This window comes from Stenotrophomonas sp. GD03930 (assembly GCF_029839665.1).
In the GTDB taxonomy this organism is placed as follows: domain Bacteria; phylum Pseudomonadota; class Gammaproteobacteria; order Xanthomonadales; family Xanthomonadaceae; genus Stenotrophomonas; species Stenotrophomonas forensis.
Window position 1 is genome coordinate 58,577 of sequence record NZ_JAOCAV010000007.1, and the last position, 26,549, is coordinate 85,125.

Sequence of the window (26,549 nt, forward strand, 5' to 3'; positions counted from 1 at the left end):
GCAAGGGACCGCCGAAAACCTAAAGGGTATCAGGCCCGGCGCCGCCAGTCTCAGTCATCCGGGTCGTAGCGGGTCGCGCGGCGGATGCTGTCGCCGTCAAAGCCACGTCTGGCCAACAGATCGGCGGCCTTGCGCCGCTGCGTCAGGTCCTGCGGGCCAGCCTCGCCGAAGCGGCGGCGGACCAGGTCACGGGCGTTCTCCTGCCAGTCACCCTCATAGCTGTCCATCGCCGCCGCAATCGCAGCACTGTCCAGCCCATGGGTGCCCAGCTCGGCGCGGACATGGATCGGCCCGTAGCCGGTGTTGGCGCGCATCCGCACCAGGTTCTCGGCAAAACGGGTGTCGTCCTGCCAGCCCGCCTCGGTCAGCTTGGCCACGGCAGCCTGCGCGGCTTCGTCTTCGATGCCACGGGCGGTCAGCTTGCGGGTCAGCTCCCTGCGCGAATGCTCACGGCGGACCAGCAGGCCCAGCGCGCGTTGCACGGGCGTCTGCTCACGTGGCCGGCGCTTGCGGCCGGTGGGAATATCGTCGGAGTCGGACATCGGTGCTCCAAGGGTGGCGCCGTCCGTGGCGCCCTGCCCATCCCTGGGCGATTCGAACCTGCGAGGCAGGGCGACGTCACTGACGGCGCCGCCCTGCCCCACAGCAAGCCTTACTCGTCGTCGCCGTCGTCGTCGCCTTCCTCGCGGGCGGCTTCAGTCGGCTGGAACTTCTCGCGCAGCTCGGCTTCGAGCTTGGCGGCGACGGTCGGGTTGTCACGCAGGTAACCGCGGGCGTTGTCCTTGCCCTGGCCGATGCGTTCCTCACCGTAGCTGTACCAGGCGCCGGCCTTCTCGACCAACTTGGCCTCCACGCCCATGTCGATCAGTTCGCCTTCGCGGCTGATGCCCTCGCCGTACAGGATCTCGGTGATGACCTGCTTGAACGGCGGTGCCAGCTTGTTCTTGACGACCTTGATCTTGGTCTGGTTGCCGATGATCTCGTCGCCCTTCTTGATCGCGCCGATGCGGCGGATGTCCAGGCGGACCGAGGCATAGAACTTCAGCGCGTTACCACCGGTGGTGGTTTCCGGGCTCTGGCCCGGCATCATCACGCCGATCTTCATGCGCAACTGGTTGATGAAGATCACCAGCGTATTGGAGCGCTTGATGTTGCCGGTCAGCTTGCGCAGCGCCTGGCTCATCAGGCGGGCCTGCAGGCCCGGCAGCTGGTCGCCCATCTCGCCTTCGATTTCGGCCTTCGGGGTCAGCGCGGCGACCGAGTCGATCACCAGGATGTCCACCGAGCCCGAACGGACCAGCATGTCGGCGATTTCCAGCGCCTGCTCACCGGTATCCGGCTGCGACAGCAGCAGGTCATCCACGTTCACGCCCAGCTTGCCGGCGTAGATCGGGTCCAGTGCATGCTCGGCGTCGATGAAGGCCGCCGTGCCGCCCAGCTTCTGGCATTCGGCGATGGCCTGCAGGGTCAGAGTGGTCTTGCCCGAGGATTCCGGCCCGTAGATCTCAACGACACGGCCCTTCGGCAGGCCGCCAATGCCCAGTGCGATGTCGAGCATCAGCGAGCCGGTCGGGATGGCTTCGACGGGCTCGACCACGCGGTCGCCCATGCGCATCACCGAGCCCTTGCCGAACTGCTTCTCGATCTGGCCCAGAGCTGCAGCGAGGGCGCGCTTCTTGTTCTCGTCCATCGGTTGGGTCCTTGCAGAGGTGATGTCGTTGGAGGTGCTGTCTTTGGGGGTCTTCTTTGCCATGGGCTCACTTTAAGTCGGACGTATCGCACAGGCTGAGATTCTGCCCGGCGCTCTGAAAAGAATTATCGGACATCCGTACCAACCTCAGTGGAACCAGAGAATCGCCACAAAAGACCGCGGGGAAATGCAATGCGGAACGGGTCAACGGTTGGGGCGCAGCAGGCCGCAATAGAGGCCTTCGATCGCAAAGTCCTGATCCGGCAGCACTTCAATCGGCCTGTAATCGGGGTTGCGCGGCAGCAGGCGGATGCGGTCCTTGGCGATCTTCAGCAGCTTGACCGTGATCTCGTCATCGATGCGGGCTACCACGATCTGCCCGGAATGGGCGTCACGGGTACGGTGCACGCCGATCAGGTCACCGTCGAAGATGCCCTCGTCGATCATCGAATCGCCCTGCACCTTCAGCAGGTAGTCCGGCGCCGGCGAGAAGAACACCCGGTCCAGCACCACGAAATCGTCCGAGCCGATATCGGCACCGATCGGCAGGCCGGCCGCGACCCGGCCCAGCACCGGCAGACGCAGCACGCTGTCGGGCAGGCCCGGCTCGGCCAGCTTCTCGACCGGCGGGGCCTGCACCAGGCGGATGCCACGGGCCTGGCCCGGGATGCGACGGATCGCACCGGCCTGCTCCAAGGCTTCCAGGTGGTACTGGGCTGCGCGCACGCCCTTGAAGCCGAACGCACGTGCGATTTCAGTCTGCGACGGCGGTGCGCCTTCGCTCTCGATACGCTCGGCGATCAACTGCAGGATCGCCTGCTGGGTGTCGGTCAGGTCCATGGTTAGTAGTATTACTACTAACGCTCAGGTCTGCAAGTGCCGGGTGCTACACGGGGTGACGCCTACCTGCGGGGCCGAGGCGTGGTCGGCAACCGTCGCCGGGCTTGGCCCGGCTGGCAAAGGCACAAGCAAGTGCAGCCGACTAACATTCGGCTCTACAGGAATCGCTGCGCGATTCCGCGGTTCCCGGCGGGAACCGCTGCGGTAAACACACTCACGTGTGTTTACCGCTTCTCCATATCGAAAACAGGATCCAGACGCCGCAGAAGCCGGCGCCGATGAAGCCGCACACGCCCAGTGCCAGCAGCCAGCGGCTGGAGACGCCGCCCACGCTGTGCATCACGATCGACGAGCCGATGATCAGGGCGGCGGTGACGATGCCCATCACCAGCCGGTTCGCCGCGCGGTTCACCTGTTCGCCGAAACCCTGCAATGCCGTGGTTTCCACCTTCAGCTGGAGGCGGCCACGGCGGGCGGCCTGCACCAGCTTGCGCAGGTCGCGCGGCAGCTCACCGGCGAAATCGACCAGGCCCAGCAGGCTGCGCCGGCCGCGCTTGAGCAGCGCCTTTGGCGCATAGCGCTGCAACACCACCCGCTCCAGGAATGGGCGCGCGGCGCTGGCCATGTCGAAATCCGGATCCAGCTGGCGGCCCATGCCTTCCAGGGTCAGGAACGCCTTGATCATCAGCGCCAGGTCGGCCGGCAGGGTCAGGCTGTAGCTGCGCAGCAGCTGGGTGATGTCGCCCAGCATCAGCCCGATGCGCAGGTCCTTCAACGGCACACCGCGGTACTGGTCGACGAACTGGCTGATGTCATGCTGCAGCCGGTTCTCATCCACCTCCACCCCACCGGCCCAGTCCAGCAGCACGTCGGCCACGCTCTGCGGGTCCTGCTCGACCAGCCCGTGCAGCAACTGTGCGACCTGGAAGCGACGCACTTCCGACAGCGCGCCGACCATGCCGAAATCGATCACGCCGATGCGCCCGTCGCGCAGGTAGATGATGTTGCCGGGGTGCGGGTCGGCGTGGAAGCTTCCGTCCTCCAGCACCATCTTCAACACGATGTCGGCGCCGCGCCGTGCGAGTTCGCGGCGGTCCAGCCCCGCTGCATCGACGCCGGCGAGGTCGCGGCCGGGGATGCCGTCAACGAAGTCCTGCACGTTCAGGCTCTCGCAGGTCCACTGCCAGTGCACGCTGGGAATCAGGATGTCGCCGCGGCCCTTGAAATTGCGCGCGATGCGCTCGGCGTTGCGGCATTCGGCAGCGAAATCGAGCTCGCGGCGCAGTGACACGGTGAACTGCTGCACCACCTCGGCCGGACGATAGCGGCGCAGGTCCGGCAGGCGGGCTTCGACGATCTCGGCCAGGCGTGCCAGCAGCCGCAGGTCGGCCTCGACCACATCGCGGATGCCGGGGCGACGCACCTTCAACACCACCTCGCGACCGTCATGCAGGCGCGCACGATGGGCCTGCGCCAGCGAGGCGGCGGCCATCGGGGTTTCATCAAGGAAAGCGAATACCTCCGTGGGCGACGCGCCAAGGTCGGCCTCGAGCTGCTCGCGGATGTCCGCGTACGGCAACGCCGGCACTGCGTTCTGCAGTTCGGAGAGCTCGGCGATCCATTCCGGAGGCAGCAGGTCGACACGGGTCGCCAGCACCTGGCCGAGCTTGACGAAGGTCGGGCCAAGATCCTGCATCGCGCTGCGCACGCGCACCGGCGCCGTCATCCGCAGCAGTTCCTGCCGCTCCTCGTTCCAGTGCAGCAGGCGCCCTGCCCGTTCAAGCGTGGTGGCCAGGCCGATGCGCCGCACCACGTCGCCGAAGCCATAACGGATCAGGACAACGGCAATTTCCTGCAGTCGGCCCAGGTCACGGACTGTGCCCAGCGTTTCCCACATCATGCGTGCTCCGGACGATTACCGGAGCAGCATGTCACAGCTGGGCGTCGACACCGCGCAATGCCGCCGCTACGGTTTGCCGGCGGATGGCTTCGCGGTCGCCGTCGAACTGGAACAGCTCGGCGCGGGCGTAACCGCCACGGCGCTTCCAGCCGATCCAGACACTGCCGACCGGCTTGTCCGGGCTGCCACCGCCGGGGCCGGCGATCCCGGTCACCGCCACCGCAACGCCGGCACCGGAATTGACCAGGGCACCGGAGACCATTTCCAGCACCGTCTCGCGGCTGACCGCACCGAACTGCTCCAGGGTCTGCGCGCGCACGCCAAGCAGGCGCTGCTTGGCTTCATAGCTGTAGACCACCATGCCGCAGTCGAAGAACGCCGACGACCCGGCGATATCGGTCATGCACTTGGCGATCCAGCCACCGCTGCAGCTTTCAGCGGTCACCAGCTGCAGCGAGGCCTGCTGCAGGCGCTGCCCTAGCGCGGCGGACTGGGCGTTGAGATCGGCGTCGGTGGGGATGGACATCGGCATGACGGTGGGGTGAAGAACCTGCACGTTGTACCGCAGATGACAGGTTGATGTCGCGGGCCGGCGGCACGGTTGCGCTGCCGGCCAGCGGCCGGCACTACCGGGCCTTGGTCGCTACCTCACCACTCCGGCAGCTTTTCCGGCAACAGGGCGCGGATCGGCGCGCCGTCGGCACTGGCAGCCAGCTTCTCGGCTTCGGCGATCGGCAGGTCCACCTGCAGCAGCCAGCCCTCTTCATCGGCCTGCTCGCTGCGGATCACTTCCAGCTGATGCAAGCGCGCGCGCAGGCGGCCCGCATCGGGCGGCAGGCGCAGTTCACCGGTCACGTGCTGCAGGCCCAGGCGCTTGCCCAGCACTGTCTGCAGCAGGTCCAGGCCCCGCCCGTCACGCGCGGAAATCCATACCCGCTCGCGTCGCGATTCATCAGGAATACCGTCCTGGCCATCGTGACGGACGTCGGCACCGTCGATGCGGTCGATCTTGTTGAACACCAGCAGCTGCGGCAGATCACCAGCACCTACCGCGGTCAGCACCTCGTCGACCTGGGCGATGCGCTCCTCGCGATGCGGATCGGCGGCATCCACCACGTGCAGCAGGAAATCGGCTTCGCGCGCCTCAGACAGGGTCGAGCGGAACGCGGCAACCAGGTCATGCGGCAGATCGCGGACAAAGCCAACGGTATCGGCCAGCACCACGTTACCGCCGGGGACCGCAATGCGGCGCACGGTCGGGTCCAGCGTGGCAAACAGCTGGTCGGCGGCGTAGGCCTCGGCGCCGGTCATGGCGTTGAACAGGGTCGACTTGCCGGCGTTGGTGTAGCCCACCAGGGCCACGCGCGGCAGTTCGCTGCGCACGCGCGCACGGCGCATCTGGGTGCGCTGCACTTCCACCTTCTCCAGGCGCTTCTGCAGCTGCTCCACCCGCTTCTGCAACAGGCGGCGGTCGGTTTCCAGCTGGGTTTCACCCGGGCCACGCAGGCCGATCGAGCCGCCGCGCTGGCGCTCAAGGTGGGTCCAGCCGCGCACCAGCCGCGTGGCCAGGTGACGCAGCTGCGCCAGCTCGACCTGCAGCTTGCCTTCGTGGCTGTGCGCACGCTGGGCAAAGATGTCCAGGATCAGGCCGGTCCGGTCGATCACCCGGCGCTCGAGGAAGCGTTCCAGGTTGCGCTCCTGGCCCGGGCTCAACGCATGGTTGACCAGGATCAGGTCGGCGCCGCTGGCATCGGCCGCCGCCTTGATCTCGTCCAGCTTGCCGCTGCCGATCAGGGTCGACGGGTTGGGACGGTCCAGGCGTGCGGTGATCGTCGCGGCGATGCTGGCCCCAGCCGAGCGGGCCAGATCACCGAACTCTTCCAGCACATCATCTTCCAGCTTGCCGAAATGCGGCTGGATCAACAGGGCGTGTTCGCCCTTCTTCGAGCGGTCAAACATTCACCGCTCCGGTATTACTCGTCTGCTTCATCACCTGCCTGACCACCTTCACCCGATTGCACGTAACCACCGCCCGGACCGACCTTCACATTGCGTGCCGGGACGACCGTGGAAATGGCGTGCTTGTAGACCATCTGGCTGACCGTGTTGCGCAGCAGGACCACGAACTGGTCGAACGACTCGATCGTGCCCTGCAGCTTGATGCCGTTCACCAGGTACACCGAAACCGGCACGCGTTCGCGCCGCAGTGCATTCAAGAAAGGATCCTGCAGCGATTGCCCCTTGGACATTGCACACTCCTGATTATTGTTCTTATTGGGTTGCCGACGGTTGCCACGGCCCCCGAGCCGCCCGCCGTCCAATGATGTTACACGGCTGGCGGGGGTTCAGCGTGCGACGAAGGTCGACACCGCGCCGGCCAGTCGCTCGCTGTCGATATGGGGGTCGAACCAGCGCGCATCAAGCTCGCCACGCAGCCAGGTCAGCTGGCGCTTGGCCAGCTGGCGGGTGGCGAAGATCGCCTTGTCACGGAAACGGGCGGCATCCCCCTCCCCGTCCAGGTATTCCCAGGCCTGGCGGTAGCCGACTGCACGTACCGCAGGCAGGTCCAGGGGCGCCTGCACCCTGGCCATTTCCGGCATCGCGCGCAGTGCCCGCACCTCGTCGAGGAAGCCCTGTGCCAGCATGAGATCGAAGCGGGCCTCGATGCGCTGGTGCAGGACCGCGCGGTCACGCGGGGCCAGGATCAGCTTGAGGGTGCGCACCGGCAACGGCGCCACGCCCGGCCGGCGCTGCCATTCCGAGATGGGGGTACCGGTCAGGCGATAGACCTCCAGCGCCCGCTGGATGCGTTGCGGGTCGGTGGCATGGATGCGGGCAGCCGCGGCCGGATCGACCTTGGCCAGCTCGGCATGCAGCGCCGCCCAGCCACGCTCGGCCGCTTCGGCACTGAGCACTTCGCGCATTGCCGGGTCGGCTTCGGGCATCGGCGACAAGCCCTGCAGCAGGGCACGGAAGTACAGGCCGGTGCCACCAGCCAGGATCGGCGTTTTGCCGCGCCCCACGATATCGGCCACGACACGGCCGGCATCGGCGGCAAACTCGGCCGCCGAATAGGTCTGCCAGGGCTCGCGCAGGTCCAGCAGGTGATGCGGGGCCTGCGCGCGTTCGGCGGCATCGGGCTTGGCCGAACCGATGTCCAGGTGGCGGTACACCAGCGCCGAATCGACACTGACGATCTCGCCATCCAGCTGCCGGGCCAGGGCAATGGCCGTGGCCGTCTTGCCACTGGCCGTCGGCCCCATCACGGCGATCGCCAATGGCCGCCGGTCGATGCCCATCAGTCTTCGTCCGGCCAGCGGATCGACGGTGCGGCGTCGGTACGCGGCGTCGGCACGGCTTCCACGGCCCGCCAGATCTTCAGGGCATCGACCGTGGCCGCCACGTCATGCACGCGCACGATGCGCGCGCCGCGCTGCACCGCGATCAGGTGCGCAGCCACCGAAGCCGCCACCCGCTCGGACGGTGTGTCGCGACCGGTCAGTTCACCGAGACTGCGCTTGCGCGACAGGCCGGCCAGCATCGGCACACCCATTTCCAGGAAGCGCTCCGAGCGCGCCAGCAGGGTCATGTTGTGCGCGGTGGTCTTGCCGAAACCGAAGCCGAGATCGACCAGCAGGTTCTTCTTGGGAATGCCGGCCATTTCCGCAGCGAACAGGCGCTGCACGAGGAACCCGTGCACCTCGGCGACCACGTCGTCATAGTGCGGATCGGCCTGCATATGACCCGGCTCGCCCTGCATGTGCATCAGTATCACCGGCACGCCCGCCTCGGCAGCGGCATCGAGTGCGCCGTCCTGGCGCAGGCCGAAGATGTCGTTGATCATGCCGGCACCGGCGGCCACCGCCGCGCGCATCACCTCCGGCTTGAAGGTGTCGATGCTGATCGGCACCGTGGTGCGGGCGGCCAGCTGCTCGATTACCGGAATCACACGTCGCAGTTCTTCCTCGATCGATACCGGGGCAGCACCCGGGCGGGTGGATTCGCCACCGACGTCGAGCAGATCGGCGCCTTCCTCGACCAGCTTCAGGCCATGTGCGACCGCAGCCTCGGTGGTGTCGTGCGCGCCGCCGTCGGAGAACGAGTCCGGGGTGACGTTGACGATGCCCATGACCCGGGCACGGTCGAGGCGCAGGATGCGGCCGGCGCAATCGAGCTGGGGCGAGGTATCGAACATGGGCAATCCTGCAGGGACAACGGCGGGTAGTTTAGTTCGGCAGGGCGGCGCCCTGCACCCGCAGAGGCCAGAGCGACAGCAACAGCCAGAGCAACAGCGGGTCTACTGGGGAATGGCGGGGTGGGTCCGGTTGCGGGGGCCGCTGCAAATACGTCCATGTAAGCTCGGTCGCCGCATCCATGCGGCTCACGCCCCCGCAACCGGACCCACCCCGCCTTCGACAGATTTCCGCGATCTGCAGTGGATCCACGCCAAGCGTGGATGCTCTTCGATCAATTCTCGAAATATTCGAATTCGATGGAGATTCATCCACGCATGGCGTGGATCTACCGTGTCGACCAAGGTCGACACCTACCAACGGCGACTGGAATCGGTCAGAGGTGGGGCGGTGTGGGTTGGCAGGACCGTTGGCGCCATGGATGGCGCCATCGAGCCCCCAGGGGTGAGGGCGCTTTGCTTGCGAAGCACTGCTTCGCAAGCGCCCGAACGCACAGCCGCCAGCGGCTGGGCCGGTCTGGGGGTTTACGGCGTGTCCTGCCAACCCACACCGCCCCGCCATCCCACGGAATGCCCGCTGTTGCTGTTGCTGTTGCTGTTGCTTCGGCCTCGGCAGGTGCAGGGCTGCAAGCCCTGCCAGACCAACCCCTTGATTTCGGGACAATCAGCCATACCCCTTGGCGAGGCCGCACGCGCTGGCGCGGCATTGCACATGGAGCCTTATCGATGACCGAGACCCCCCAGACCGAAACCCTTGGCTTCCAGACCGAAGTCAAGCAGCTGCTGCAGCTGATGATCCACTCGCTGTATTCCAACAAGGAAATCTTCCTCCGCGAGCTGGTCTCCAACGCCGCCGACGCCGCCGACAAGCTGCGCTTCGAGGCCCTGACCCAGCCGGCCCTGCTGGAAGGCGACAGCGAACTGCGCGTGCGCGTCAGCTTCGACCCCGCCGCCCACACCATCACCATCGAAGACAACGGCATCGGCATGAGCCGCGCCGAAGCGATCGCCCACCTCGGCACCATCGCCAAGTCCGGCACCGGTGACTTCCTGCGCCAGCTGTCCGGCGACCAGAAGAAGGATTCGCAGCTGATCGGCCAGTTCGGCGTCGGCTTCTACAGCGCCTTCATCGTTGCCGATGAAGTGGAAGTCACCTCGCGCCGCGCCGGCCTGGCTGCCGGCGAAGGCGTGCGCTGGAGTTCGCGCGGCGAAGGCGATTTCGACGTCGCCACCGTCGACAAGGCCGAGCGTGGCACCCGCATCGTGCTGCACCTGAAGGACGGCGAGCATGACTTCGCCGACGGCTGGCGCCTGCGCAGCATCCTCAAGAAGTATTCGGACCACATCGGCCTGCCGATCCAGATGCCGAAGGAAGGTGGCGAAGAAGGTGCAGCAGTCGAGTGGGAAACCGTCAACCGCGCCAGCGCGCTGTGGACCCGCCCGCGCACCGAGATCAGCGACGCCGAGTACACCGAGTTCTACAAGCACGTGGCGCACGACCACAGCGACCCGCTGGCCTGGAGCCACAACAAGGTTGAGGGCAAGCTGGAGTACACCTCGCTGCTGTACGTGCCCGGCCGCGCGCCGTTCGACCTGTACCACCGCGATGCGCCCAAGGGCCTGAAGCTGTACGTGCAGCGCGTGTTCGTGATGGACCAGGCCGAGCAGTTCCTGCCGCTGTACCTGCGCTTCATCAAGGGCGTTGTCGATTCCAACGACCTGTCGCTGAACGTCTCGCGTGAGATCCTGCAGTCCGGCCCGGTCATCGATTCGATGAAGGCCGCGCTCACCAAGCGCTCGCTGGACATGCTGGAAAAGCTGGCCGCCGACAAGCCCGAGCAGTACGCCACGTTCTGGAAGGAATTCGGCCAGGTACTGAAGGAAGGCCCGGCCGAGGACTACAACAACCGCGAGAAGGTGGCCGGCCTGCTGCGCTTCGCCTCCACCCGTGGCGACGGCGACGCGCAGAGCGTGTCGCTGGCCGACTACCTCGGCCGCATGACCGAAGGCCAGGACAAGATCTACTACCTGACCGGCGAGAGCTACAGCCAGGTACGCAACAGCCCGCACCTGGAAGTGTTCCGCAAGAAGGGCGTGGAAGTGCTGCTGCTGACCGACCGCATCGACGAGTGGCTGATGGGCTACCTGACCGATTTCGACGGCAAGGGCTTCGTCGACATCGCCCGTGGCGACCTCGACCTGGGCGCGCTGGAAACCGAAGCGGACAAGCAGGAGCAGGAAGCGGCGGCCAAGGACAAGCAGGGCCTGGTGGAGCGCCTGAAGACGGTGCTGGGCGACGATGTGGCCGAAGTGCGCGTGTCGCATCGCCTGACCGATTCGCCGGCGGTGCTGGCCATCGGCGAACAGGACCTGGGCCTGCAGATGCGCCAGATCCTGGAAGCCAGCGGGCAGAAGGTGCCGGACAGCAAGCCGGTGCTGGAGATCAACCCGGGCCACCCGCTGATCGCCAAGCTGGATGCCGAAGCCGATGGCACGCGCTTCGACGACCTGGGCCGAGTGCTGTTCGACCAGGCCGCACTGGCCGCCGGTGACAGCCTGAAGGACCCGGGCGCCTATGTGGCGCGCCTGAACAAGCTGCTGCTGGAACTGTCGGCCTGACCGACAGGGTGGTCGCCGGGCATGGCCCGGCGCTACCGGGCGCTGGTGGATGCCAACCTTGGTTGGCATTCCTGCTCTGGTAGATCCCAACCTTGGTTGGCGCTCCTGCTCTGGTAGATGCCAACCTTGGTTGGCGCTCCTGCTCTGGTGGATGCCAACCTTGGTTGGCGCTCCAAAGGCGTGCCAACCAAGGTTGGCACCCACCAACGCGGGTCGAGCGTGTCAACCAAGGTTGACACCCACCAAAGCCGGTCGCCTCAGGCTTCCCAATCCAGCAGCGAGCCCAGCATCTGGTCCTGGCGGCGGATCACCGTGGCGTTGGCGGCGAACGCCACCACATCGGCCCGGGCCGCCAGCAGGTCACCCAGCGGCGCGCCGGATGCGGTGCCGATGGTCGTCACCACAGCCTGCACTCCGCCCTGCTCCACCGCACCACGCTGCAGCTGCAGGCGCTGGGCATCGGGGGCCGCCAGGTTGGCCACGTTGTGCGCGGCCACCTGCACGCCCTGCTGGGCCGCGCGCATTCCGCCGAGGGCCATTCCCATCACATTGTTCATGGCGGTCTCCGGGCCAGCCTGCGCGGCCCTCCGGACCGGTTAACGGCCGGCAGGCCGCGTCCTTGAGTCCACATCGGCCCGACAGGCCCGAGTGGTAGCATATCCCTCTGATTTCAGCGCCTTTTGCCAATGCTCAGTTTTTTCCGTCGCAAGAAGCCCCAGGACGCCCCCGCAACGGAGGCGCCCAAGACCCAGCACTACTCGGCTGAAGAGCTGGCGGCGGCATTCCCGTCCGCTGCCCCGGTCGACGAAGCCCCGGCCGCTCCGCTAGCCGCGCCGACGCCTGCACCTGCGCCCGTCGCAGTGCCCGAAGCGCCGGCCGCCGCACCGGCACCGCCGGCTGCGGAACGCGTCATCGCCGCAGAGGACTTCGAAGCCGAAGCCCTGGCCGCTGCTGCCGTGCTCGCGCCGCTGGCGCCGGTCACCCCGGCCGAAGCACCGGCTGCGCCCGCCGCTGATCTGCCGGTGCTGGTCGACGCCGCCCCGGCTCCGGCCGGCAAGCCGGGCTGGCGCGAACGCCTGCGCAACAGCGTCATCGCACGCAGCTTCGGCGGCCTGTTCTCGCGCAACCCCAAGCTCGACGACGACCTGCTGGACGAGCTGGAAACCGCGCTGATCACCGCCGACGTCGGCGTGGGTGCCACCACCGACCTGGTAGAGGGCCTGCGCAAGCGCATGAAGTCGCGCGAATTCGCCGACGCCAATGCGCTGCTGGCCGCGCTGCGCAGCGAACTGATCGCGATCCTGCAGCCGGTGGCCAAGCCGCTGGTGATCGATCGCAACGCCAAGCCCTTCGTGGTGCTCACCGTCGGTGTCAACGGCGTCGGCAAGACCACCACCATCGGCAAGCTGGCCAAACGCTTCAAGGACGACGGCCACAGCCTGATGCTGGCCGCCGGCGATACCTTCCGCGCCGCCGCCGTGGCCCAGCTGCAGGCCTGGGGCGAGCGCAACGGCGTGGCCGTGGTCGCCCAGGGGCAGAACGCCGATGCCGCATCGGTGGCATTCGATGCGCTGCAGGCCGGCAAGGCCCGCGGCACCTCGGTGCTGATCGCCGACACCGCCGGCCGCCTGCACACCCAGTCCGGGCTGATGAACGAACTGGGCAAGATCCGCCGCGTGCTCGGCAAGATCGACCCCACCGCCCCGCACGAAGTGCTGATGGTGATCGATGGCACCACCGGCCAGAACGCGCTGTCGCAGCTGCGCCAGTTCAATGCCGCGGTGAACGTGACCGGCCTGGTGGTGACCAAGCTGGACGGCACCGCCAAGGGCGGCGTGGTGTTCGCGCTGGCCCGCGAGTTCGGCATCCCGATCCGCTTCGCCGGCATCGGCGAGCGCCCGGAAGATCTGCGCGTGTTCGATCCGGAAGCCTTCGTCGACGCCCTGCTGCCTGAAGCGCTGGGCGGCTGATACACCGCGCAGCCACCCGTGGGGTGGTTCTACTGGAACCGGTAGAGCCACTCCAAGGTGGCTGCCCTCCTCCGGAACACCGATGCCACGCCAGCCGCACGCCAGCGCCGACACTGCCCAGCAAGACGGCTTCGTTGCCCGCCTGCTGCACTGGTTCGACGGCCACGGCCGCCACGACCTGCCCTGGCAGCACCCGCGCAGCCCGTACCGGGTCTGGCTGTCGGAGATCATGCTGCAGCAGACCCAGGTGGCCACGGTCATCCCGTATTTCCAGCGGTTCCTGCAGCACTTCCCGACCCTGCCCGACCTTGCCGCGGCCAGCAACGACGCGCTGATGGCGCAGTGGGCCGGGCTCGGCTACTACGCCCGCGCACGCAACCTGCACGCCGCGGCCAAGCGCTGCGTGGAACTGCACGGCGGCGACCTGCCGCGCGATTTCGATGCACTGCACGCGCTGCCCGGCATCGGCCGCAGCACCGCTGGCGCGATCCTCAGCCAGGCCTGGAACGACCCGTTCGCAATCCTCGACGGCAACGTCAAGCGCGTACTCAGCCGCTACCACGGCATCGACGGCTTCCCCGGCCTGCCGGCCATCGAGAAGCAGCTGTGGGCGATCGCCGAGGCACATGTGGCGCAGGTCCCAGCCGGACGCATGGCCGACTACACCCAGGCGCAGATGGACCTGGGCGCGACCGTCTGCAGCCGCGCGAAACCGGCCTGCGTGATCTGCCCGCTGCACGACGACTGCATTGCGCGCCGCGAAGGCCGCACTGCCGAACTGCCCACGCCCAAGCCCGGCAAGACGCTGCCCGAACGCGAAGCGGTGGCGCTGCTGCTGCGCGACGCCCGGCAGCGCGTACTGCTGCAAAAGCGGCCGGACACCGGCATCTGGGCACAGCTGTGGACCCTGCCACAGGCGGAGGCCGGCAGCGTGCTGCAGGACTGGTTCGATGCGCACGTCGACGGCTCACTGGAAGATGCCGAGGAACTGCCGGTGCTGCAGCACACCTTCAGCCACTACAAGCTGCATCTGCAGATACTGTCGCGGCAGGTACACGGGCTGCGCGTGGAGGAACCCACGCTGCGCTGGGTCGCCGCCGACGAACTTCCCGCGCTGGGCCTGCCCGCGCCGATCCGCAAGCTGCTCGATGGCGCCACCATCAAAGCGCCAAAACGAAATTCCAAGAAACCCCGCAACCACGAGTGAGTGCCATGTCCCGAACCGTCTTCTGCCAGTACGAACAACGCGATGCCGAGGGCCTGGACTTCGTGCCCTACCCCGGCGAACTGGGCCAGCGCATCTTCAACAACATCGGCAAGCAAGCCTGGGCGGCTTGGCTGGCGCACCAGACCATGCTGATCAACGAAAACCGCCTTTCGCCCCGCACGCCGGAGCACCGCGCGTTCCTGGAAGGCGAACTGGTCAAGTTCCTGTTCGAGAGGGACGCAGAAAAGCCGGCCGGCTTCACCCCCGAAGCCTGATACACCGGTAGTGCCGGCCGCTGGCCGGCAACACGGCATCTGCCCGGAGCCGGCCAGCGACCGGCACTACCCCGCTATTTCGTGTCTTCCTCGCGATCCTGCACCTGCGCCTGGCGCAGCTCCTGCTCGGACGCGCGCAACGCCTTCACGTCCAGCTTGCGGATGCTCTTGATGAAGCACGGCATGCGTGGGCCGCCCGTGGGGTCGCGCACCAGCACCTTGTCGAAGCGCGTCGAAACGCGATTCATCTGGCTGGTCAGGCCGATGGCGGTGGCAAACGTCAGGTCCTGGCAGGGGCCGTTCAACTCCAGCAGATAGGCTTCGCTGGGGCGGGTCCATACCGCCAGCGCGCTGTCTCCCAGTTCGGTCCAGCCATTGAGGCTGCCGAAGAACTGCATGTCGTTCTGCTGCGCACCGGCATGCGCACGGTACAGGTCCAGCTTCTCGGCACTGCTGAGCCGGCCGGTGGTCGCACAGGCGGCCAGGGCCAGGCAGAGGCCGGCCATCAGGATCGGGGTCTTCATGGCGATCTCCTCGGGGTACTGTCGCCATCATGCGCCTGCCAGAGTGGCGCCCGTGCGACGACCGGGAGCCCCATTCAGGCGGCGGTCGGCGGTCGACCAAGGTCGACCTCCATCAAGGCAGGCCCAGGACTCCGGAATCCGGTAGTCGCCAACCTTGGTTGGCGCTTGCCCCGCAGGAGCAGCCGACCAAGGTCGGCTTCCACCCAAGCGGGACCAGCGGCTCAGACGTCAGCGTGGGCCAATGCGTGCAGCCGCCCTTCGCGCAGTTCCAGCACCCGATCAAGGCGACGCGCCAGGCTGCGGTCGTGGGTGACCAGCACCAGGCTGGTGTGGCGGGCGCGGTTGAGTTCCAGCATCAGCTCGAACACGGTGCCGGCGGTGCGGTCATCCAGGTTGCCGGTCGGCTCGTCGCCAAGCACGCAGGCCGGGTGGTTGACCAGTGCACGCGCCACGGCGGCACGCTGGCGTTCGCCACCGGACAGCTCGCCCGGCTTGTGGTCCAGGCGATGGCCGAGACCGACCGCCTCCAGCAGGGCCGTTGCCCGGCTGGACGCCTCGGCCACGGCGGTACCGGCCAGCAGTACCGGCATCATCACGTTTTCCAGCGCGGTGAATTCCGGCAGCAGGTGATGGAACTGATAGACAAAGCCCAGCGCCTGGTTGCGCAGCAGGCCGCGCGCGGTATCCGACAGCGCCGACATGCGCTGGCCGGTCACATAGACTTCGCCGGCGGTTGGAACATCCAACCCACCCAGCAGGTGCAGCAGCGTGCTCTTGCCGGCGCCGGACGCACCGATGATCGCCACCGTCTCGCCAGCGGTCACGGTCAGGTCCAGGCCATCGAACACCGGGGTCTGCATGCGCCCTTCGGCGTAGGTCTTGCCCAGTGCTTCGGCGCGGATCACTTCATCGCCGCGGTTGAAGACCTTATTCATAGCGCAGGGCCTCCGCCGGCTGGGTGCGTGCTGCCCGCCAGGCGGGATACAGGGTGGCCAGGAAGCTCATCAGCAGCGCGACCACGGTGATCGCCACCACGTCGCCGGTCTGCATGTCGGTCGGCAGGCCGGTGATGTAGTACACGTCCTCAGGCATCAGCTTGACGTTGAACACCGCCTCGATGGCACCGAGGATGCGTTCGAGGTTGAGGGTCAGGGTGATGCCGCCGATCAGCCCGGCCAGGGTGCCGAAGATGCCGATCAGCGAACCCTGCACCATGAACACCTGCATCACCCCGCCCGGGGTAAGGCCGAGGGTGCGCAGGATCGCGATATCGGCCTGCTTGTCGGTGACCAGCATCACCTGCGAGGACACCAGGTTGAACGCACCCATCGCGATGATCAGCGACAGCAGGATGCCCATCACCACCTTCTCCATGCGCAGCGAGTGGTAGAGGTTGGCATTCTGCTGGGTCCAGTCACTCACACGGTAGGCGCCACCGAGGCTCTGCGCCAGGTCCACGCCCACCTCCAGCGAGCGGTCCATGTCGTGCAGCTTCAGCCGCACGCCGGTGGCACCGTCACTGCGCAGCACGCGCTCCAGGTCCTGCATGTTGGCGAAGCCGACGCCACGGTCGACCTCGTTATAGCCGGCTTCGAAGATGCCGCTGACGGTGAAACGCTTCATCCGCGGCACTGCGCCGGCAGGCGTGCCCTGCACTTCGGCGAAGGTCACCAGTACCTGGTCGCCGACGTCCACGCCCAGCCAGATCGCCAGCTCCTTGCCCAGCAGCAGGTTGAAGCTGCCCGGCTTGAGGCTGTCATAGCTGCCCTTGGTGACCTTCTTGTCGATCACCGACACCTTCGGCTCCAGCGCCGGGTCGATGCCCTGGATGATCGCGCCCTGGACGCGCGGGCCACTGATCATCGACTGGATCTCGATGTACGGCGCGGCACCCGCCACGCGCGGGTCCTTGCTGGCGATGTCGACCACACGCATCCAGTCCGGCATCGGCTCGCCGTCGCGACTGATGGTGGTGTGCGCGGTCATCTGCAGCAGGCGGCTGCGGATTTCCTTCTGGAAACCGCTCATCACGGCCAGGGTAGTGATCAGCACCGTGACGCCGAGCGCGATGCCCAGGATCGATGCCATCGAGATGAAGGAGATGAAGCCGTTGCGGCGCTTGGCGCGCAGGTAGCGCAGGCCGATCGCCACGGGGATGGGTTTGAACATGCAGGCACGCCAGTCAATTCAGCTTATGGTGCCATCGTACGCGGCCGACGGGAAACGGCACGTGCGGCCACGGCCAGTCGCAGTTCACGTCGCTGCCCGGAATCGAGCACATCCGGCCAGAACAACAGGTGCCGGCGGCGTCGGCCCTCACGCCAGGACAACAACAGCCAGGCACCACGCACCACCAGCCGTGGCACATCAATGTCCTGCCCAGCCACCTGCAGCGGCTCGGGAAGCGGCGGCAGCCGCACCCGCAGGCGCGGCCTGCGCAGCCGCCAGGCCAGCTCGGCCAGGCCAAGGCCCCAGGCCAGCAGCACGGCAGGGATCAGCAGGCGCGGCGGCAGCTCCGAGGCGCGCAGCAGCCAGGGCGCGGCCAGCAGCACCGCCAGCTGGGCGGCGGCCTGCAGCCGCGAGGGACGCCACTCAAGGCTTGAGGGCGAGGATCTTCTGCATGAGAGGGATCGCGTGCGCATGCGGGCAGGCCTCATAGCCCATGAACCAGCGCCACAACTTATCGTCCTCGCAATCGAGCAGGAACAGGAAAACCTCGCGCTCTTCGGTCGGCGCAGTGCTCCATTCGTGGTCCAGGTAACGGCCGAACAACTGGTCCAGTTCGCGCATGCCGCGGCGGCAACGCCAGCGCAGCTTCTTCAGCAGAACATCTTCTTCCATCGTGCTTCTCCAGATACAGCAAAGCCACGCATGGCGTGGCTCTGCTGGGGTCATGCAACTACCCGGCGCCGTATCAGGCGCGGCGTTCCATCATCAGCTTCTTGATCTCGGCGATCGCCAGCGCCGGGTTCAGGCCCTTCGGGCAGGTCCGGGCGCAGTTCATGATGGTGTGGCAGCGGTACAGCTTGAACGGATCTTCCAGATCGTCCAGGCGCGCACCGGTGTCCTCATCGCGCGAGTCGATGATCCAGCGGTAGGCCTGCAGCAGGATCGCCGGGCCCAGGTAGCGCTCGCCGTTCCACCAGTAGCTCGGGCAGCTGGTCGAGCAGCAGGCGCACAGGATGCACTCGTACAGGCCATCCAGCTTCTTGCGGTCTTCCGGCGACTGCAGGCGCTCACGGTCCGGCGGTGCCGGGGTCTGGGTGCGGATCCACGGCTTGATCGAGGCGTACTGCGCGTAGAAGTGGGTCAGGTCCGGAACCAGGTCCTTGACCACGTTCATGTGCGGCAGCGGATAGATCGGCACTTCCTTCTTGCCGCAGTCCGAGATGGCTCGGGTGCAGGCCAGGGTGTTGGTGCCGTCGATGTTCATCGCGCACGAGCCACAGATACCTTCGCGGCAGGAGCGGCGGAAGGTCAGGGTCGGGTCGATCTCGTTCTTGATCTTGATCAGGGCGTCCAGGACCATCGGGCCACAGGCGTCCAGATCGACTTCATAGGTATCGGTGCGCGGGTTGCTGTCGTCGTCCGGACTCCAGCGGTAGATCTTGAAGGTGCGCACGTTCTTGCCGCCGTTCTTGACGGGGAAGTGCTTGCCCTTCGTGATCTTGGAATTCTTGGGGAGTGAAAACTCGGCCATGGCTGCTCTCGTTGGCTCAGGCGGCCCGCGCCCGTGGGCGCGGATTGCATGGTAGGCGGGGTCGGATCAGTACACGCGCGGCTTCGGCGGCACTACGGACACGTCGTCGGTCAACGTGTACATGTGCACCGGACGGTAGTCGAAGCTGCACTTGCCCTTCTCGTCGACGCTGACCAGGGTGTGCTTCTGCCAGTTGACGTCGTCGCGGTCCGGGAAGTCCTCGTGCGCATGCGCGCCGCGGCTTTCCTTGCGCTGTTCGGCCGAGTTGATCGTCGCCACCGCGTTGAGCAGCAGGTTGTTCAGCTCGTAGGTCTCGATCAGGTCCGAGTTCCACACCAGCGAACGGTCGGAGACCTTCACGTCCTGGAACGAGTCGAAGATCTTGTCCATCTTCTCGCAGCCTTCCTTCAGCGTCTGGCTGGTGCGGAAGACGGCCGCGTCGGCCTGCATGGTGCGCTGCATGCGATCGCGGATGACCGAGGTCGGGGTATCGCCGTTGGCGTGGCGCAGCTTGTCCAGCAGGCCCAGTGCCTTGTCGCAGGCATCGGCCGGCAGCGGCTTGTGCGATGCGCCCGGCTTGATGGTCTCGGCGCAGCGGTTGGCCACCGCACGACCGAACACCACCAGGTCCAGCAGCGAGTTCGAGCCCAGGCGATTGGCGCCATGCACGGACACGCAGGCCGCTTCGCCGATGGCGTACAGGCCCGGCACCACCGCATCGGGGTTGTCGCCGACCTTGCGCACGACTTCGCCGTGGTAGTTGGTCGGGATGCCGCCCATGTTGTAGTGCACGGTCGGGATGACCGGGATCGGCTGCTTGTGCACGTCGACGCCGGCGAAGATGCGGGCGCTCTCGGCAATACCCGGCAGCTTCTCGTCGATCACGCCCGGGCCGAGGTGGGTCAGGTCGAGCAGGATGTGGTCCTTGTGCTCGCCGACGCCGCGGCCTTCGCGGATCTCGATGGTCATCGAACGGCTGACCACGTCGCGCGAGGCCAGGTCCTTGTAGTGCGGTGCGTAGCGCTCCATGAAGCGCTCGCCGCTGCTGTTGCGCAGGATGCCGCCTTCACCGCGGACACCCTCGGTGATCAGGCAGCCGGCGCCGTAGATGCCGGTCGGATGGAACTGCACGAACTCCATGTCCTGCATGGCGATGCCGGCACGCATGGCCAGGCCGCCACCGTCGCCGGTGCAGGTGTGCGCCGAGGTGGCGCTGAAGTAGGCACGGCCGTAACCGCCGGTGGCCAGCACCACGCCCTGGGCGCGGAACAGGTGCAGGGTGCCATCGGACATGTCCAGGGCCAGCACACCGCGGCAGGCGCCCTCTTCATCGAAGATCAGGTCGAGCGCGAAGTACTCGATCATGAAGCGAGCGTCGTGCTTCAGCGACTGCTGGTACAGGGTGTGCAGCATCGCGTGGCCGGTACGGTCGGCCGCCGCGCAGGTACGCTGCGCCGCCGGGCCTTCGCCGTACTTGGTGGTCATGCCACCGAACGGACGCTGGTAGATCTTGCCTTCGGCGGTGCGCGAGAACGGCACACCGTAGTGTTCGAGCTCGATGATGGCCGGGATGGCCTCACGGCACATGTATTCGATGGCGTCCTGGTCGCCCAGCCAGTCCGAACCCTTGATGGTGTCGAAGAAGTGGTAGCGCCAGTCGTCCTCGCCCATGTTGGCGAGTGCGGCCGAAATACCGCCCTGGGCGGCAACGGTGTGCGAACGGGTCGGGAAGACCTTGGTCAGGCACACGGTCTGCAGGCCCTTGGCGGCCAGGCCGAACGTGGCGCGCAGGCCGGCGCCGCCGGCGCCGACCACGACCATGTCGTACTTGTGTTCGGTGATCTTGTAAGCGGACATCTAATCTGGATTCCTGTGTTGGTGCCTGGGCTCAGGCAACGCCGAGGGCGATGCGGCCCACCGCAAACACACTGACGATCATGCCGAGCACGGCGACGAACTTCACCGCGGTCTGCAGCACCAGGGCCAGCAGCGATTCGTGGATGTAATCTTCCAGCACGACCTGCATGCCGAGCTGCGCGTGCCAGAACATGGCGATCAGCAGGCCGATCAGCGGCACGGCATTCCACGGCTTGGCCACGGCGGCGGCGGCGGTCGCGTAGTCCGAACCCAGCAGGCTCAGCACGAAGACCAGGAACCAGATGCCCAGCACCACCAGGGCGGCGGCGGTCAGGCGCTGGTGCACGAAGTGTTCGGTGCCGGTCTTGGCCGAACCAAGGCCGCGCACGCTCTTCAACGGGGTACGGAACCTGCTCACGCGGCACCTCCGAACATCACATAGGCCCACACCAGCAGGGTGATCACCAGGCTGCCGGTGACCGACAGCCAGCTGCTGCGGATGAAGGCGGGAATGCTGAAGCCGATGGCGAAGTCCTGCACCACATGGCGGATGCCATTGCACAGGTGATAGGCGAACGACCATGTCCACGCGAACAGGAACACGCGGCCATACCAGGCCCCGGCATGGCCGGTGAAGCAGTTCCAGGACTCGGGCCCCATCATCAGGGCCAGCAGGCCCGCGGCGATGATGAGGGCACCAACAGACAGAAAGACGCCAGTGGCTCGATGCAGGATCGAGGTGGCCATCTGAATCTGCCAGCGATACACCTGAAGGTGCGGGGAAAGTGGGCGTTGTCTGGTCGCCATTCGCTGGGCTCGTTGTCTCGGCTGGGCGGCACGCGGCCGCGTTGGCTCAATGCTGATCAGAAATCGATGCAGCGTCCGTTTTTCTCCCAATCGCCGTACCGCACCGGATCAAGTCCGCCGCGGCCGCCGAATTCCTCTGCTTTTTCCTGTTCCACGGGCACGGGTGCCGCGGGGACCAGCGGGGCTTCAGATTCGTCGTCGGGAGTGGGGGTTGTTTGGCCTATCATGTTCGGTCTCGCAACGCACAAATTTTAGACCTCGTTCACGTGCCTGACAACCTGCCCCCTGCTTTCGTCGGATATCCGCGCCTTCCCGGCCACCAGCTGCTGAGCCTGCAGGGTGTCGATGCGGCCGTTTTCGCCCACGCCCAGTTCAGCAGCGATGTCACTGCCCTGCCCCTGCTGCACTGGCAGTGGAGTGCCTGGCTGAGTGCCAAGGGCCGCACCCTGGCGGTGTTCCAGCTGCTTCGGCTGGCCGAAGACCATGTGATGCTGGTGCTGGCCGACGGCGATGCCGATGCGATTGCGTCGCAACTGCAGCGCTTCGTGTTCCGCCGCAAGGTGAAGGTGCTGGTGCGCAGCGAACTGGCGGTGGCCGGCGCCTTCACCGCGCCCGAGGCCGCCAGTGGCGCCGCCATTGCGCACGCCGCAGGTGACGGCTGGGAACTGGACCTGGGCAGCGATGCCCTGCCGCGCACCCTGCGCATCGGCGCTACCGACGCCTTCGCCGCCGGCAGCGAGGCCGATGAGGCGGCCTTCGCCCTGGCCTGGCGCCAGGCCGACCTGCGCTACGGCCTGCCCCGGCTTGAGGAAAGCCAGCGCGAGGTGTGGACTCCGCAGCAACTGGGGCTGGATCGCCTGAACGGCTACAGCGTGAAGAAGGGCTGCTACCCGGGCCAGGAGATCGTCGCCCGCACCCACTTCCTCGGCAAGGCCAAGCGCGCGGTGCAGCTGCTGCATGCCGCGGCGCCGGCGCAGGCCGGTGATGGCGTGCAGCAGGACAGCGCGACGCTGGGCACGATCGCCAGCGTAGCCGGTGACCTGGCGCTGGCGGTGTTGCCGTTGGAGGCCAGTGACGCCGATCTGCAGGTCGGCGATGCCGTCGCGCAGCGCATGCCGTTGCTGGACGGATTGGCGCGCTGAATCCACCCGACGCTTCGGTGGGTGCGGACCGTTGGTCCGCACGCCTTCGGCGAATGAATGGTAGTGCCGGCCGCTGGCCGGCACTACCCGTTACAGGCGCTCGCCGGTTTCCGGGTTGAAGAAATGCAGCCCCTGCGGGTGGATCGCCACGCGGATCTGCTCACCCACCGCCGGCAGTACCTGCGGCGCTACGCGCATGGTCAGCGCATGCTGGCCACTGCTCAGGTTGACGAAGATCTCGTTGCCGACCGGTTCGATGCCTTCGATGCGCGCGTTGAACGCATGCGCATCGTCGGCGGTCGCCGGCTGCAGGTGCTCGGGGCGCACGCCCACCGCGATCGGCTTCTGCAGCCACGCCGGATCGATCGTGGCCTGGCCCAGCGGCGCGCGCCATTCGCCGTCAACCACGGTCACGCCACCGGCATCGCCCTGCAGCGTGCCACGCAGCACGTTCATCGCCGGGCTGCCAAGGAAGCCGGCCACGAACAGATTGGCCGGGCGGTCGTACAGCGCCATCGGCGTGTCGATCTGCTGGATGACGCCGTCCTTCAGCACCACGATGCGCTGGCCCAGGGTCATCGCTTCGACCTGGTCATGGGTCACGTAGATCATGGTGGTGCCCAGCTTGCGGTGCAGCTGCGCGATCTCGGTCCGCACACTGTGGCGCAGCTTGGCATCCAGGTTCGACAGCGGCTCGTCGAGCAGGAACACCGCCGGCTCGCGCACCAGCGCGCGGCCCAGCGCAACACGCTGGCGCTGGCCGCCGGACATCGCCTTGGGCAGCTTGTCCATCATCTCGGTCAGGCCCAGCGTCTGCGCCGCCTCGGCGATGCGCCTGTCGATCGTCGCCTTGTCATGGCCGCGCAGCTTCAGGCCGAAGGCCAGGTTCTCGGCCACGGTCATGTGCGGGTACAGCGCGTAGCTCTGGAACACCATCGCGATGTCGCGATCCTTCGGCGCCACGTCGTTGACCACGCGATCGCCGATGGTCAGCGTGCCGCCGCTGATCTCTTCCAGCCCAGCCACCATCCGCAGCAGGGTCGACTTGCCACAGCCGGACGGGCCGACCAGCACCATCAGCTCGCCATCGGCGACCTCGAAGCTGGCGTCCTTCACCGCGACCTGGCCGTTGTCATAGACCTTGCGCACACCCTGCAACTGCACTTTTGCCATATCACCTAATCCGGTCCGCCCGAAGCCGGGCTGTCTTTTGGGACTGCCTCGGCCCTCCCGATGGCAGTGATGATTGCGCGCCCACCGCATGGCGGCGAGCACTGCAATCGAATACAGTTGCGCATTCTGCCATGTAAACGTTTTCACGTGGCACTATCCGATGATCGGTGCGCACCGATCTGCGTCGGCGATTGAACGAAGGTTCCGCCGAGGTAGTGGTTTCGATTGGAACGGTCTTCCGGAGCCCCGGGAAACCCGCCCGACGAACCTCGGACAGGCAGTTGCGCGGATGTCCCCCGAACCCAGCCATGAAGCGATTGACAACGATGTCACCCGGATCTGAAACTCGAGCGATGCACGACACCCTCTTCCTGTTCGGTGCCACAGGTGATCTGGCCCAGCGCTACCTGTTCCCTTCGCTGCTTCGCCTGCTCGGCGACGGCCTGCTGCCGGAGGACTTCCGCATCCGCGCACTGGCCCTGTCCGGGCATGACACCGAAGCCTTCCATGACATCCTGCGGCCGCGCCTGCAGCAGGCCATGCCGATGGCTACGCAGGACGACATCGCCGGGCTGCTGCGCCGCATCGACTACCGCTCGGTGGACCTGCGCGACGTCGACTCGGTCGCCGCCGCGGTCTCCGACCTGGTGCACCGCAAGTGCGTCAGCTACCTGGCCATCCCGCCGGGCCTGTACATCTCCACCTGCGAAGGCCTGGCCAAGGGCGGCGCCCTCGCCGCGCCGGCACGGCTGATGCTGGAAAAGCCGATCGGCAGCGACAGCGAAAGCGCTGAAGAGATCATCTCCACCATCGGCCAGTGGATCGACGAGGACCGCGTGTTCCGCCTCGACCACTACCTGGGCAAGGCGGCGGTGCAGAACCTGATCGCGCTGCGCTTCGGCAACACGCTGCTGGAAGCAGTGTGGAACCGCAACTACATTGAATCGGTGCACATCCTGGTCGCCGAAAGCGAAGGCGTGGATGGCCGCGACGCCTACTACGCCCGTTCCGGTGCGCTGCGTGACATGGTCCAGAGCCATATCCTGCAGCTGCTGTGCATGGTGGCGATGGAGCCGCCGGCCTCGCTGGAAGCCGACCGCATCCGCGACGAGAAGGTCAAGGTGCTGCGCGCCCTGCGCCCGCTCGATGCCAAGCACGCCGCGCGTGACAGCATCCGTGGCCGCTACACCGCCGGCACCATCAACGGCCAGCCGGCCCAGGCCTACCAGCCGCCGGAAGGCAGCGACGTGGAAACCTTCGCCGGCGTCACCGCGCATATCGACAACTGGCGCTGGAGCGGCGTGCCGTTCCACCTGGTCACCGGCAAGCGCCTGCCCGAGCGCACCACCCGCGTGGTGGTCACGCTGAAGCCGGTCACCCACTGGCTGTTCGAGCGCCCGCAGCGTGCGCAGGCCGCACCGAACCGCCTGGTGTTCCAGCTGCAGCCGCAGGAGAACATCGAGCTGGGCCTGATGAGCAGCCTGGCCGGCCCGGAATGGGGCGCGCTGGAACTGCATCCGCTGGAACTGGAACTGTCGGTGCCGACCGGCCTGCACCGCCGCATCGCCTACGAACGCCTGTTCCTGGATGCCTTCAACGGCAACCACACGCTGTTCGTGCGCGACGACGAAGTCCGCGCGGCCTGGGCATGGATCGACAGCGTCGCCGATGCCTGGAAGGAAGCCAGGCTGCCGCTGGAACCCTACCCCGCCGGCCAGTGGGGCCCGGGCAACGCAACGGAGTTCCTGCCGCAGGGCGTGGATGCGCCGGACAGTGGAGCCTCGGCATGAGTGTCGGCTCGCAGCCGGTGCTGGTCGCCGACATCGGGGGCACCAATGCCCGTTTCGCACTGGCCGATACCTCGCTGGACGCGCCGCTGCTGAAGGACAGCATCCGCGAATACGCAGTGGCGGAGTTCCCGTCGCTGGGCGACGCCGCACGTCATCACCTCGAACAGATCGGTGCCAGCGCGGGCCGTGGCGTGTTCGCGGTGGCGGGCCGTGTCGATGGTGACGAGGCACGCATCACCAACCACCCGTGGGTGATCTCGCGCAGCCGCACCGCGGCGATGCTCGGCTTCGACGAACTGCACCTGATCAACGACTTCGCCGCACAGGCGATGGCAATCTCGCTGCTGCAGCCGGAAGACGTGATCCAGGTCGGTGGCGCGGCATGGGTACCAGGCAAACCCGGACAGCCGCGCAACTACGCGGTGATCGGACCCGGCACCGGACTCGGCGTCGGCGGCCTGATCCTTCGCCATGGCCGCTGCTATCCGCTGGAAACCGAAGGCGGCCATGTCAGTTTCCCGCCGGGAACGCCGGAGGAGATCCGCATCCTGGAGATCCTGTCCGAGCAGTTTGGGCGCGTCTCCAACGAACGGCTGATCTGCGGCCCTGGCCTGGTCAACATCCATCGCGCCGTGTGCGAGATGGCCGGCATCGATCCGGGCCAGCTGCAGCCGGTGGACGTGACCGCACGTGCGCTGCATGGCGACCCGCAGGCGATGCGCACCGTGGACGTGTTCTGCGCCGTGTTCGGCGCGATCGCCGGTGACCTGGTGCTGACCCAGGGCGCCTGGGACGGCGTGTTCCTGACCGGCGGCCTGACCCCGAAGATGCTTGATTCGCTGCAGCACTCCGGGTTCCGCCAG

At 66.9% G+C, this 26,549-nt stretch carries 28 protein-coding genes; 7 read left to right on the forward strand and 21 right to left on the reverse strand.

All coding sequences use genetic code 11. The features are described from left to right. Positions 1 to 50: 50 nt before the first annotated feature. The 9 genes from recX to folP form a co-directional block, all read right to left on the reverse strand. Complete coding sequence (gene recX / locus N5C18_RS22640; RefSeq protein ID WP_006431910.1) at positions 51 to 542, reverse strand: recombination regulator RecX; 492 nt, start codon at positions 540 to 542, stop codon at positions 51 to 53. Between the two features lie 110 nt (positions 543 to 652). Then, a complete protein-coding gene (gene recA / locus N5C18_RS22645; protein WP_053449352.1) occupies positions 653 to 1,690 on the reverse strand; it encodes a recombinase RecA in 1,038 nt (345 codons plus the stop codon). Positions 1,691 to 1,894: 204 nt separating this feature from the next. Continuing rightward, the gene (gene lexA / locus N5C18_RS22650) at positions 1,895 to 2,530 is read right to left on the reverse strand and encodes a transcriptional repressor LexA (RefSeq protein ID WP_008267755.1); all 636 of its coding nucleotides are present in this window, start codon (positions 2,528 to 2,530) and stop codon (positions 1,895 to 1,897) included. Positions 2,531 to 2,744: 214 nt separating this feature from the next. Continuing rightward, positions 2,745 to 4,427, reverse strand: coding sequence for a 2-polyprenylphenol 6-hydroxylase (gene ubiB, locus N5C18_RS22655; RefSeq protein WP_164085909.1), 1,683 nt, complete (start codon positions 4,425 to 4,427; stop codon positions 2,745 to 2,747). A gap of 34 nt (positions 4,428 to 4,461) precedes the next feature. Next, positions 4,462 to 4,956 (reverse strand): nicotinamide-nucleotide amidohydrolase family protein, encoded by a 495-nt coding sequence (locus N5C18_RS22660; RefSeq protein WP_279945648.1) that lies wholly within the window; start codon positions 4,954 to 4,956, stop codon positions 4,462 to 4,464. A gap of 122 nt (positions 4,957 to 5,078) precedes the next feature. Then, the gene (gene hflX / locus N5C18_RS22665; protein WP_279945649.1) at positions 5,079 to 6,389 is read right to left on the reverse strand and encodes a ribosome rescue GTPase HflX; all 1,311 of its coding nucleotides are present in this window, start codon (positions 6,387 to 6,389) and stop codon (positions 5,079 to 5,081) included. A 14-nt stretch (positions 6,390 to 6,403) separates the two neighbouring features. Further along, positions 6,404 to 6,679 (reverse strand): RNA chaperone Hfq, encoded by a 276-nt coding sequence (gene hfq / locus N5C18_RS22670; protein WP_004152891.1) that lies wholly within the window; start codon positions 6,677 to 6,679, stop codon positions 6,404 to 6,406. Positions 6,680 to 6,775: 96 nt separating this feature from the next. Further along, positions 6,776 to 7,729 carry a tRNA (adenosine(37)-N6)-dimethylallyltransferase MiaA gene (gene miaA, locus N5C18_RS22675; RefSeq protein ID WP_053510134.1) on the reverse strand — a complete coding sequence of 318 codons (954 nt, stop codon included), beginning with the start codon at positions 7,727 to 7,729 and terminating at the stop codon, positions 6,776 to 6,778. Further along, complete coding sequence (gene folP / locus N5C18_RS22680) at positions 7,729 to 8,625, reverse strand: dihydropteroate synthase (RefSeq protein WP_279945650.1); 897 nt, start codon at positions 8,623 to 8,625, stop codon at positions 7,729 to 7,731. The genes miaA and folP overlap by 1 nt, the downstream gene beginning before the upstream one ends. Positions 8,626 to 9,348: 723 nt before the next feature. Here folP and htpG point away from each other — a divergent pair. Further along, positions 9,349 to 11,241: a molecular chaperone HtpG gene (htpG, locus tag N5C18_RS22685; RefSeq protein ID WP_279945651.1), complete on the forward strand. Its 1,893-nt coding sequence runs from the start codon at positions 9,349 to 9,351 to the stop codon at positions 11,239 to 11,241. 257 nt (positions 11,242 to 11,498) lie between these two features. Here htpG and N5C18_RS22690 read toward each other — a convergent pair whose 3' ends face one another. Continuing rightward, positions 11,499 to 11,798 (reverse strand): hypothetical protein, encoded by a 300-nt coding sequence (locus N5C18_RS22690; RefSeq protein ID WP_279945652.1) that lies wholly within the window; start codon positions 11,796 to 11,798, stop codon positions 11,499 to 11,501. A 129-nt stretch (positions 11,799 to 11,927) separates the two neighbouring features. Between N5C18_RS22690 and ftsY the strand changes: the two genes are divergently transcribed. From ftsY to N5C18_RS22705, 3 genes are all read left to right on the forward strand, one after another. Next, a complete protein-coding gene (gene ftsY / locus N5C18_RS22695; protein ID WP_279945653.1) occupies positions 11,928 to 13,211 on the forward strand; it encodes a signal recognition particle-docking protein FtsY in 1,284 nt (427 codons plus the stop codon). 82 nt (positions 13,212 to 13,293) lie between these two features. Further along, positions 13,294 to 14,418, forward strand: a complete 1,125-nt coding sequence (gene mutY / locus N5C18_RS22700; protein WP_053511428.1) for an A/G-specific adenine glycosylase — start codon at positions 13,294 to 13,296, stop codon at positions 14,416 to 14,418. A 5-nt stretch (positions 14,419 to 14,423) separates the two neighbouring features. Next, a complete protein-coding gene (locus N5C18_RS22705; protein WP_008268317.1) occupies positions 14,424 to 14,693 on the forward strand; it encodes an oxidative damage protection protein in 270 nt (89 codons plus the stop codon). Between the two features lie 74 nt (positions 14,694 to 14,767). Here N5C18_RS22705 and N5C18_RS22710 read toward each other — a convergent pair whose 3' ends face one another. The 10 genes from N5C18_RS22710 to N5C18_RS22755 all read right to left on the reverse strand — a co-directional run bounded on the left by N5C18_RS22710 (position 14,768) and on the right by N5C18_RS22755 (position 21,808). Next, complete coding sequence (locus N5C18_RS22710) at positions 14,768 to 15,217, reverse strand: DUF6491 family protein (protein WP_279945654.1); 450 nt, start codon at positions 15,215 to 15,217, stop codon at positions 14,768 to 14,770. A gap of 221 nt (positions 15,218 to 15,438) precedes the next feature. Then, positions 15,439 to 16,152: a lipoprotein-releasing ABC transporter ATP-binding protein LolD gene (gene lolD / locus N5C18_RS22715; protein ID WP_053449393.1), complete on the reverse strand. Its 714-nt coding sequence runs from the start codon at positions 16,150 to 16,152 to the stop codon at positions 15,439 to 15,441. Next, complete coding sequence (locus N5C18_RS22720) at positions 16,145 to 17,386, reverse strand: lipoprotein-releasing ABC transporter permease subunit (RefSeq protein ID WP_006433034.1); 1,242 nt, start codon at positions 17,384 to 17,386, stop codon at positions 16,145 to 16,147. Before N5C18_RS22720 ends, lolD begins: the two co-directional genes overlap by 8 nt. A 23-nt stretch (positions 17,387 to 17,409) precedes the next feature. Then, positions 17,410 to 17,859, reverse strand: a complete 450-nt coding sequence (locus tag N5C18_RS22725; RefSeq protein WP_053511426.1) for a hypothetical protein — start codon at positions 17,857 to 17,859, stop codon at positions 17,410 to 17,412. Continuing rightward, complete coding sequence (locus N5C18_RS22730; RefSeq protein WP_005409080.1) at positions 17,810 to 18,058, reverse strand: succinate dehydrogenase assembly factor 2; 249 nt, start codon at positions 18,056 to 18,058, stop codon at positions 17,810 to 17,812. Before N5C18_RS22730 ends, N5C18_RS22725 begins: the two co-directional genes overlap by 50 nt. Positions 18,059 to 18,131: 73 nt before the next feature. Next, positions 18,132 to 18,917 carry a succinate dehydrogenase iron-sulfur subunit gene (locus tag N5C18_RS22735; protein ID WP_005409079.1) on the reverse strand — a complete coding sequence of 262 codons (786 nt, stop codon included), beginning with the start codon at positions 18,915 to 18,917 and terminating at the stop codon, positions 18,132 to 18,134. Positions 18,918 to 18,983: 66 nt separating this feature from the next. Next, positions 18,984 to 20,774: a succinate dehydrogenase flavoprotein subunit gene (sdhA, locus tag N5C18_RS22740; RefSeq protein ID WP_053449391.1), complete on the reverse strand. Its 1,791-nt coding sequence runs from the start codon at positions 20,772 to 20,774 to the stop codon at positions 18,984 to 18,986. Positions 20,775 to 20,805: 31 nt separating this feature from the next. Next, positions 20,806 to 21,192, reverse strand: a complete 387-nt coding sequence (gene sdhD / locus N5C18_RS22745) for a succinate dehydrogenase, hydrophobic membrane anchor protein (RefSeq protein WP_006432981.1) — start codon at positions 21,190 to 21,192, stop codon at positions 20,806 to 20,808. Beyond that, positions 21,189 to 21,581 (reverse strand): succinate dehydrogenase, cytochrome b556 subunit, encoded by a 393-nt coding sequence (gene sdhC, locus N5C18_RS22750; protein ID WP_005409076.1) that lies wholly within the window; start codon positions 21,579 to 21,581, stop codon positions 21,189 to 21,191. Before sdhC ends, sdhD begins: the two co-directional genes overlap by 4 nt. Before the next feature lie 56 nt (positions 21,582 to 21,637). Next, positions 21,638 to 21,808: a DUF1674 domain-containing protein gene (locus N5C18_RS22755; RefSeq protein WP_005409075.1), complete on the reverse strand. Its 171-nt coding sequence runs from the start codon at positions 21,806 to 21,808 to the stop codon at positions 21,638 to 21,640. A 39-nt stretch (positions 21,809 to 21,847) separates the two neighbouring features. Between N5C18_RS22755 and N5C18_RS22760 the strand changes: the two genes are divergently transcribed. Continuing rightward, complete coding sequence (locus tag N5C18_RS22760) at positions 21,848 to 22,723, forward strand: folate-binding protein (RefSeq protein WP_279945656.1); 876 nt, start codon at positions 21,848 to 21,850, stop codon at positions 22,721 to 22,723. 90 nt (positions 22,724 to 22,813) lie between these two features. Here the strand turns inward: N5C18_RS22760 and ugpC are convergent, their stop codons facing one another. Then, positions 22,814 to 23,896: a sn-glycerol-3-phosphate ABC transporter ATP-binding protein UgpC gene (gene ugpC / locus N5C18_RS22765; RefSeq protein ID WP_053511424.1), complete on the reverse strand. Its 1,083-nt coding sequence runs from the start codon at positions 23,894 to 23,896 to the stop codon at positions 22,814 to 22,816. Between the two features lie 353 nt (positions 23,897 to 24,249). On the opposite strand from ugpC, the gene zwf reads away from it, so the two are divergent. Next, complete coding sequence (zwf, locus tag N5C18_RS22770; protein ID WP_053511423.1) at positions 24,250 to 25,686, forward strand: glucose-6-phosphate dehydrogenase; 1,437 nt, start codon at positions 24,250 to 24,252, stop codon at positions 25,684 to 25,686. After that, positions 25,683 to 26,549 (forward strand): glucokinase (glk, locus tag N5C18_RS22775; RefSeq protein WP_279945657.1); only part of this gene is annotated, 867 nt, incomplete at its 3' end. The genes zwf and glk, both read left to right, overlap by 4 nt.